Raw genomic sequence first — 9,200 nt, 5'->3', positions numbered from 1 at the left:
CGAGTTTCAATTCCTTATAGGTAGTCTAGAATCTGGGTCCTCATCAATTGCATTGTTCCCATTCTTTCATGTTTCAATTCCTTATAGGTAGTCTAGAATCGGTACAAGATATTTAGGTAGTGAAGGAAGAGGAATTTGTTTCAATTCCTTATAGGTAGTCTAGAATCGAAAATCTGGTGCAATATCATCCATCAAATTCTCAATAGTTTCAATTCCTTATAGGTAGTCTAGAATCTAATTATACACCTTGATATTACTACATTCTCTCATTTTTGTCAATGTCATAAAATCAGTTTTATTTATTACGTAAACTTAATATTTTTTCTTATAACTATTGCAACTACTCAATTCAGACAAAAAATAATTTGTCGTCGATCTTCAGGGGTTTTTGCACCATTATAGGTCGACGACAAATTATTTTTAACAATATCCATAAAAAAAGCTCCCATTGGATACATCTTAACAATCAAAAGAGCCTTTTGGGGAACCCATTTCAGAAAGTTTTATATTAAGAAAAACTAGAGCTTTCCTATGTGCTATAAAAAATTATCCTCTCCGCCTTTTTTTATTCCCATTATTTCTACATTTGAATATTTGGTCGTTCTAAAACTATATATAATAATAGAATCTTGTTCATAATCAATTATTCTTCCTACTTCTATTTTCAACTTTGTCAAATTTGCTTCTGATATTTCGCCTTCAAACACAGAATTTTGTACCCAATACAAATATTTTCTACAAGTTTTTAAAACTTTTGCAACCCTTTTTTCTCCAATATCATACACAAGTATTACAAACATAACACTTCTCCTTTACCACCTAGAAACATAAGGCAAATATTCTTCTTCGTCCATAAAATGTTTTTGTAACTTGTAGAGTTCCATCCTTATAAGTCTATTATACGAAACATTTCTTCCAAGTTCTCTATGTTTAATCGTAGTCTTTAATTTTTTATCAAACTCTTCAACAAAAACTTTTCTGCCACTTTCTTTTAATAGTACTCCTCCCATATCATCTTCAAAATCTTCAATACTTATCATTTTTTTACCTATCAAACTAAATATAATTCTGTCTATTATTATTGGTTTGAATATTTCAGCTACGTCAAGATTCAGCGTGAATTTCCTAAAATTTGTTGTATGAAGATATCCAATTCGAGGATCTAAATGAGTTTTATATATTTCTGAAAGTACTAAAACATACATCATAGAATTTCCAAAGCTTATAAGAGAATTGAGATGATTTTTAGGTGGCATTCTTGATCTTTCTTCAAATATAAAATCTTCATTGTCTATTATTTCATCAAAACCCTTATAATAAGTATCCCTTATATTTCCCTCTATCCCCATAAGTTCTTGTGTATTTTCACATTTTTCAATACTATACATAAGAAGAGCTATTTGATTTTCTACCTCATCCAAATCTTTATTTCTATTGCTATAGTACCTAATTACATTGAGAATATTTTTAGCACTTCCTTCTACAAATTTTTTTGCTAAAACTACTCTTTTTTGTTCATCTAAATAATGTTCAGCTTGTTTAAGTATCATATACCCAGAATTATAGTGTTCTCTTGGATAATATGTTCCTACATAATAACCATAATAATTAAAAAAATGCATGAGTATTTCTTTTTGAGATACATATTCAAGAAACTTTTTACTTACACTTACTTCACCAAAGACATAAATTTCTTTTATGTCTTCTATAGGTAGATACTTTTTCCCTTCAGGAGTTTCAAAATAAAAAGTATTATCTTTTCTTTTTATTTCTCCATCATTAAAAATATAAATGTTCTTCTTCACAGTCTCACCCCTTAAGCCCAACAAAATTCATTATACCCACACTTTTTACAAAAATCTATCTTTTTAGGTGTTTCAGGATATGGACCATAACATATTTTAAATATTTCTCTTTCTAAATTTTCTAATTCCTCAATCAATTCTTCATCTAGTTTTATCTCTATCCTTTTTCTTTCCTTTGGAAACATAAGTACTCCGCTTCCTTCTAATCCATGCCTTTTCAATTCCAATAAATAATATGCTAGCTGCATCTTTGCACTCTCTAAATATTTTGATGTTTTTTTAACTTCTCCTACCATTAAATAACCGTTTTTCTTATTTAAAACGTCAACCTTTACATCTCCTATTTTTATTTCCTTCTTTTCCCTAGCATATGAATTTTCATGTATAAACCTACCTAAATCTATGTTTTCATCATCTTGATCTGGAACTATACTGTGAGCCATTAACCATACTTCTCTTTTACATACGAAATAATACCACACTAAAGTTCCATTTACATTTAAGTCACCTAAATTTTCCAACAAATCACCTCTAGAATATCATACATTCATCATTTCCCTCTCTCTTAAATCCTGTTTCGTTGTCATAATATTGTTCAATTCCCTCTCTAGGCAAAAAAATCATTCCTCTTTCTGCTACAAAATTTCTAAAATACTTAATAGGAATAGAAATCGTATAATCTTTTATATACCTTTGTATTTCTAAATATATTTCTCTTTTTTTATTAAAATCATTGATTAATGACAGCTTCATATATTCTTCATATGCTTTTTCTGCAAAATCATCATACATAAAGAACACGTCAATATATCCAGGATTATTTTTGATTAAAGAAAATGTATTTATTGAATATTCTCCTTCTGAAAAATCCATTTCTTTAATAGACTCAATGTATTCTTTAGATACTTGTTGAGATTTATTTTCTTTTATATTTTGAAAATAGTCGTTTATCAAATTAAAATATTCTTCTTCATAAATTTCTTTCTTCATTTCTAAAACATCTTTAGAAATATTCATTAAAGTATTTCCATAAACATAACTACCAAAAGTTTTTTCATTTTCGTCTATAATATTATATATATACACATCCCCTACTTCATTCTTCATATTTCTATTGCATCTACCAGCACACTGAATAATGGAATCAATTGGTCCCATATCCCTTATTACTGCATCAAAATCCAAATCCACGCCTGCCTCAACCACCTGAGTGGATACAAGAATCAATTTATCTCCTCTATTTAACTTATCTTTTATTTCATTTATTCTATCCCTTCTATGAACTGGAAGAATGTTAGTAGATAAATAATATATATCTCTGTCTAACAATTTCAACTCTTCATAAATCTTTAAGGATTCACTAATAGTATTGCAAACTATCATGTATGATTTTTCTTCTAATGTATCTATAAATTCTTCAACAAATTCGTCTATAGTGATTTTATCCATTTTAGGAATAAGTCTAGTTCTATTAAACATTTTAAAATACTCATAATTATCGGCTAAAAGCTCTAAAGAATCAGTCAATATTAAAGGTTTAGTAGCTGTCATAATAATAATCCTTACATCTAAATATTCACAGGCCTTTTTCAGAATATAATCAACCATTTCAAAATATTTTATATCAATAGCTTGAATTTCATCTAAAATAATAATCGAACCTTGCATAGAAATAAATTTCTTTAACATTCTATTTCTTGTACCTACCAACGTCTCTAAAAGCTGTACAAAGGTCGTCACAACAATACCACTAGACCAATTTTCTATTAAAAGTTCTGCTTCAGTTTTAGAATAATCTCTATATTCACTCTCATATTCAACAGTAGATAGATTGTGATGTTTTATAATGTATCTGCTATAATTCTTTTCAAACCCTTCCATATATTTGAGTATATCTGATATTACATCATAGTTTTGATCTATAATAGAAGTAAAAGGTAAGGAATATATAATTTTTCTGTTACCTCCAAGCAGTTCTCTTAATTTCAAAGCTGAAAAAAATCCTGTAAAAGTTTTACCCGTCCCAGTCGGAGAAGTTATAGAAAATATTTTAGATTTATTATAATTCTTTTCAACATTACTTATTGCCTTTTCAAATATTTCAGTCCTTATATTATCTATAGGTTCTTTGGAACCTTTAAATTTATTTTTTCTAGCATTATCTAATACATCATAATTAGCATAAATTTCTAAAGGTATAGGCATTTTTGAAGCACTAATTTTATCTGCTGAAATCAATGCAGAATACAATACCTGATGAATAAAATAATTTTCTTCGGATTTTAAATTTCTAATAGCTAATAAATCTATTCTCCTTAATTTGGTTAAAGTTTGTTCAATAACATTATCTTCTTGAATAAAGTTTTCAAACTCTTCTAATATTTCTAATGCCTTCATATCAGGTTTTATAAAATCTATATTGTTTCTCATATCTTCAATCTGTTCATAACCAATATCTATTTTTTCCAATGTATTCATAGAAAAGCTTGTTCTGGATACTTTTTTAAAGTTGCTAGGAAGGTCCTTCGAAAAGCTCTCCAAATTCCCATGATGATGTAAGATAGTATTGTATACGATCAAGGGAAGGATATTTCCTTCCCCAAAATTCCGAAGACCTATATAAGCTCCAAATACTGCAGAAATAAATCCGTGATTAGATAAATCCGACTTTTCTCTATCATTCAAATATTTTTGAAAATACGAAGTATATTTCCCAAAATCATGAGACAAAGATATAATTTCATATGCTTTTTTATATTCAATAGGAACTTTATCTATGGATATGTCTCTTACTTCTATTAAATGGTCTATCAATAGCTTACCTGGATGAGAATAATATTTCACAGTATCACCTTCAATTTATAAGAATATAATATTTTCACCATTTGAAAGTTCACAATACTTTTCACTAAACTTAACCTTCAAAGGTTGTCCACTTTCCTCATATACATAAGTCGTGACTTCTTTTATTGTTCTATTTTCCCCAAAACTCCTTGGCATCCTTTCTTTAAGTAAAGAACCCTCTACACTCTCTATATCTATTTCTTCAACTTTCTCACTATTTATAACTGAAGAAATAATTTTATATTGATCGCTAGTACTCCAATTCCATTCAGCTTTGTCTACATATTCTATATAGCAACTAAATGGAGCGCTTCCAAAATAAAGAGGAAATACTGGTCTATTTTGCATAGTTCTTTCTTCAATTTCTTTCAAAACATCTACGTTTTCATGATTTACATATAACCTATACCTTATATTTTTATCTGCTGTTAAAATTTCAAAAGGAATTTGAGTATGTTCTTTAGGAAAATTCAATTTTCCTGGGCTATCTGCCTTTATATAATTAAGAGATTGCATTACTTTTCTTGATTCTCCAATTTTTCTGACTGCTACATTCAATTTATCTACATCTAATAAATCATAATAGCTATCCCTTTCATATCCCAATAAAGCTGCAATAATTCCTTCAATAGTAGTCCTCGGAGGAACAGAATATGAAAGTGAAGAAGAGTTTGTATAAAATTTTCTGAAGTGTGCAAACCTCCCGTATAAATCAAATATTATCATCTTCATATTCATCACCTTACTCAACTAATGTTAATGGCAGATTTTCAAATGCCTCCTCAAAGCTCACTTCTTCTTTATTTAATACTAATTGTAAATTTTTATCTGCATAATAATATATGTTTTTTATCTTTTCTTTATTTCCATCAAGTAAATTTACGAGTTCATCTACTGCTAGGTAACATTCATTTATGTCTCGTATATTTTGAACTTTTTCCTCTAATTTTATATAATCTCTGTAGTCACCTAATATAGTTTCACTATCATTGTACTCAACTCTCATATATAATCTCGGATATTGACCTATTTTACTTCTTGTAGCCAAATTTGGAATAGCATGTCTCATTGCCTCGTCTAGTAAATATAAATCTTCTTCTTTCAGCCTAGTCTTTTCTGCTCTTTTCCCACTAACTACTCCTGAAAAAGCAATTAAAGAATATTTAACCCTAAAGTCTTTACCCATAGTTCCTTGAGTAGCTTTTTCATTAGCCGAAAAATGTGAAGTAATACTTGCCTCAAGAAGCTCTACTTTGTTTAAAGAATATCCCCAATTAAATTGAATAGGCCCTATAAAAGTCTTGTTATCTTTCTTCACTGTCATGGTAGCACCAAACATTCTAACATCAGTTAAATTTTCTAATATCCAATCTTCCGATGAGTCTTTTAAATCTTTTATCCTCTTGTCAGCTGTTACAGGTTTATCATCTACTCTTCTTACAAAGATATCATGTCCCTTATATGTTAAATAGTCTCTTATATATCTCTTTAATCTTAAATCTGAAACTAGATTCATATCTCTTTGATAATCCATACGAGGTCTGTTTTCCTCATCTGGATCTCCATTTGGATTAGTCAATTTAGCATCATAAAGATACAATATTTCATTATTTGTCATTAGAAACACCCTCCCTCAACATTGGTAATGTAGTTGCATAAGAATACCCTGAAAGAACATAAAACAAACTTTCATCTTTGTTTAAATCCCAATTTTCAATATTAGCATCCAATAATCTTTTCATTTCGAAGAAAGTTACTTCATTATATTGTCTAATCTTTTCTTGATTTAACTTATCAAATACATCTTTTGTGAGTCTTATAATTTTCTGTTCATCTAAACCGTTAAAGTTCAATTTATTCAAAATAGGCTTGTTTCCTTCTTCAGTCTTTTTGTACTGCACATTACCTATTTCACCAATTAGATAACCCAACAAAAACATAGCAGTTTCTTGCTCATCATAACCTATTTTTTCAATATAATTTTTTACGTTATCTCTTAAATTTAATGATGATACATCCAAAACTTTCCCCTCCTTTAAGCAACCCATATATTCAAGAAATTTAATATACATATTTGCTCTCATCATAAAAAACTCTAATACTTCTTTTTCAGGATTTATATTGTAAGATTCTTTGGAAAGCTTTATAATTTTAGTACACTCAATTATGTTGTTAATTATATGTCTTTTATTTAGACTTTTCCCTGTCAATATGGCATCGTAGATTTCAAGTATATCTCTATACTGAGTCGCTTCACCCTTTTTTAACCTTATTGGAGTCATATAATAAATTGTATTTAGAGTAATTGTCCCTTTGAATTTTCTTCCTAATAAATAATTAAAATCTTCTTTAGCCCTTATAGAAGCGTTACTAATTTTTTCGAAAATAGATGGATTTATATCTTTGACAAGTCTTTGTATTTTAGTTGCTTTTTGGCTACTCTTGAAAAACATAAAATTCAAAAGAAAATAGCTATCTTTTTCTCTTAAATCTACAGAACCTATTATATTTTTTCTCAAATTTTCAATGCCATCCATTGACTTGACAGTATTGAACGAGTCTATTATATTTTTAGTGACAATATTGAGTTCCTCTTCATTAAGTGGTTCTCCATATACAAATTGTGGAATTATATATACATCAAAAGAAGCTAATTTAGTTTTTAACTGATTTAAAATATAATTTTCACCCGCTAAAAACTTAGACATACAATCTGAACACATTTGCATATTTTTATAATAATTGTTGGAACTTAAATCGCTAGCAAATATTACTTGATTGGTAGTGTAATATTTAATCTTCATTTTAGTCATATCTGAAGATATATCTTCATTGCTACCACAAATGCTGCAAACTCCCATAACTTCTTTCCTATATTTGGTTTTCGGTTTTTTTGACTCAATGACAGCATCCTTATATTCTTTGAAATTTGATAAAGGCTCTCCATCAATAAATATAGTATAAAGTCCTATATCATTTGAATCTATCCCTTTTTCATTGTTTAAATAAGCTTCAAATTCACCTTTAATTTTTTCAAGTAACTTTTTCCCTAACTCTTTTTCATCCTCTATTTCCCTTTTAATTTCTTCATATAGTTCTTCCATGGTTGTACTTAAAACCCCGCATTTAGCCAAATCTAAAGCATATCTATATTTTGGTTTCAACTCATCTCCAAAATCTACATAGTAGCTATTAAATATTTTTTTAATTTTTGTATTTAATTCTTCTCCAAAATCAATACTTGATAAATTATAAAAAGTTTCCGTCAAATGATAATTACTTGATGTGCTAGATACATACCATTGGGCAGAATTTGAACCATCTGCTGAACCTACAAAAGTATATTTTTGAGAAGTATACTTGTCCATTTCTTCACTTACATCAATTTCAACTTTATCTTGTTTAAGATTAAAATTAATTTTTAATATACTTAATTGCCTGTTTTTTCTGGTAGGCTCTATTCCTATTATAAAATTAGATATGGGATCATCAGGATTGTATAACGCTTTCCCAATTTGAACTATTCCTTCTATCACCCTTTTCACCTCCCCTATTGATTTATTATTTTTATACAACCAAATCCTTGGCTGTTTTTGCTACCCAAGCCAGTATCAAGACCCATCTGTAACAATGGAATAGGACCAGTCATAGAAAACTTCCCTGTATAACCTTTTATTATAAAACCCTTATATTTTACGATTGACATTTTTGAATATCCAATAGGTTTTATAATAACTTCGTCTTCTGGAGCGGTTTTTATATAAAAAGCTTTATACTTGCTTTTTAAATTGTTATCAATAATTTGTGAGAATTCTTTTTCCTGCGGATTAAAATAATAAGTAAACTTTTTCCCATCCTTTCTGAATAATGTACTATATGTAACTATTGGAGATAATGTTTCAACTTTTATTTCATCTTTTTGGATGTTTTCCTTTTCAACCTCTATTCCTTTTACTTCCAAATGATTGTTTCCCATTCTGACCATATGACGTGATAAAAAACCATTACCTATGGAATTGGAGAAATCGCCAAAAGGAGAAGATATGGTCAACTTCACTGGACCTCTAAATTTTATTTTCCCATTTTCTCTATCTAATGAATATTCACCTATTAGTCTTGAAAAAGTAAACATCTTAAATATTCTTTTCCCATTTTCAAATCCTTCTTCATGTAGAAAAGTAGCCACTTCTTCACTTAATACTTCATAGATCATAGCTTGCACTATATGATTATATTCAATTGGTAAAATTAATTTTTCTTCTTCAGACATGAAAGTTATAGTTTCTTTTATTTCCATCCCCTCCCATCCTATTTTATACTTCTACACATTTCCAAAAAATCCTTCTATTTTTTCATATTATATACAATTATATCTAATATTTTCAAAAGCCTATGCCATAAATAGTGTAGACTCATGATTTTTCACACAAAAAAAGCTCTTTTGATTCAATGAAAGCATTATATTTTAAGATAATCCAATTTCCAAATAAAATGGTGATTTGCTTTTAGATAACATAAACGATTCCTTATAGGTAGTCTAGAATCAATAGA

8 protein-coding genes are annotated in these 9,200 nt (G+C 28.4%); all 8 read right to left on the bottom strand.

The genetic code is table 11. The annotated features are described in order from the left end of the window. Positions 1-536: 536 nt before the first annotated feature. The 8 genes from cas2 to cas6 are packed head-to-tail and all read right to left on the bottom strand — an operon-like array spanning position 537 to position 8,946. Positions 537-800: a CRISPR-associated endonuclease Cas2 gene (cas2, locus tag BUA21_RS12635; protein ID WP_072745195.1), complete on the bottom strand. Its 264-nt coding sequence runs from the start codon at positions 798-800 to the stop codon at positions 537-539. Between the two features lie 12 nt (positions 801-812). Further along, positions 813-1,805, bottom strand: a complete 993-nt coding sequence (cas1b, locus tag BUA21_RS12630) for a type I-B CRISPR-associated endonuclease Cas1b (protein ID WP_072745194.1) — start codon at positions 1,803-1,805, stop codon at positions 813-815. Between the two features lie 11 nt (positions 1,806-1,816). Beyond that, positions 1,817-2,326, bottom strand: coding sequence for a CRISPR-associated protein Cas4 (cas4, locus tag BUA21_RS12625; RefSeq protein ID WP_072745193.1), 510 nt, complete (start codon positions 2,324-2,326; stop codon positions 1,817-1,819). A gap of 10 nt (positions 2,327-2,336) precedes the next feature. Then, the gene (locus BUA21_RS12620; RefSeq protein WP_072745192.1) at positions 2,337-4,649 is read right to left on the bottom strand and encodes a CRISPR-associated helicase/endonuclease Cas3; all 2,313 of its coding nucleotides are present in this window, start codon (positions 4,647-4,649) and stop codon (positions 2,337-2,339) included. Between the two features lie 15 nt (positions 4,650-4,664). After that, entirely contained in the window at positions 4,665-5,390 is a 726-nt protein-coding gene (gene cas5b / locus BUA21_RS12615; RefSeq protein ID WP_234973719.1) for a type I-B CRISPR-associated protein Cas5b, read from the bottom strand. Position 5,391: 1 nt separating this feature from the next. Beyond that, on the bottom strand, positions 5,392-6,267 hold the full coding sequence (gene cas7b / locus BUA21_RS12610) for a type I-B CRISPR-associated protein Cas7/Csh2 (protein ID WP_072745191.1): 876 nt from the start codon (positions 6,265-6,267) through the stop codon (positions 5,392-5,394). After that, positions 6,257-8,185 (bottom strand): TIGR02556 family CRISPR-associated protein, encoded by a 1,929-nt coding sequence (locus BUA21_RS12605; RefSeq protein ID WP_200796555.1) that lies wholly within the window; start codon positions 8,183-8,185, stop codon positions 6,257-6,259. The genes cas7b and BUA21_RS12605 overlap by 11 nt, the downstream gene beginning before the upstream one ends. Before the next feature lie 14 nt (positions 8,186-8,199). After that, positions 8,200-8,946, bottom strand: coding sequence for a CRISPR-associated endoribonuclease Cas6 (gene cas6, locus BUA21_RS12600; RefSeq protein ID WP_200796554.1), 747 nt, complete (start codon positions 8,944-8,946; stop codon positions 8,200-8,202). Positions 8,947-9,200 lie beyond the last annotated feature (254 nt).

The sequence above is a fragment of the Sporanaerobacter acetigenes DSM 13106 genome, assembly GCF_900130025.1.
Classification (GTDB): domain Bacteria; phylum Bacillota; class Clostridia; order Tissierellales; family Sporanaerobacteraceae; genus Sporanaerobacter; species Sporanaerobacter acetigenes.
This window is presented reverse-complemented; position numbering and strand designations above follow the sequence as displayed.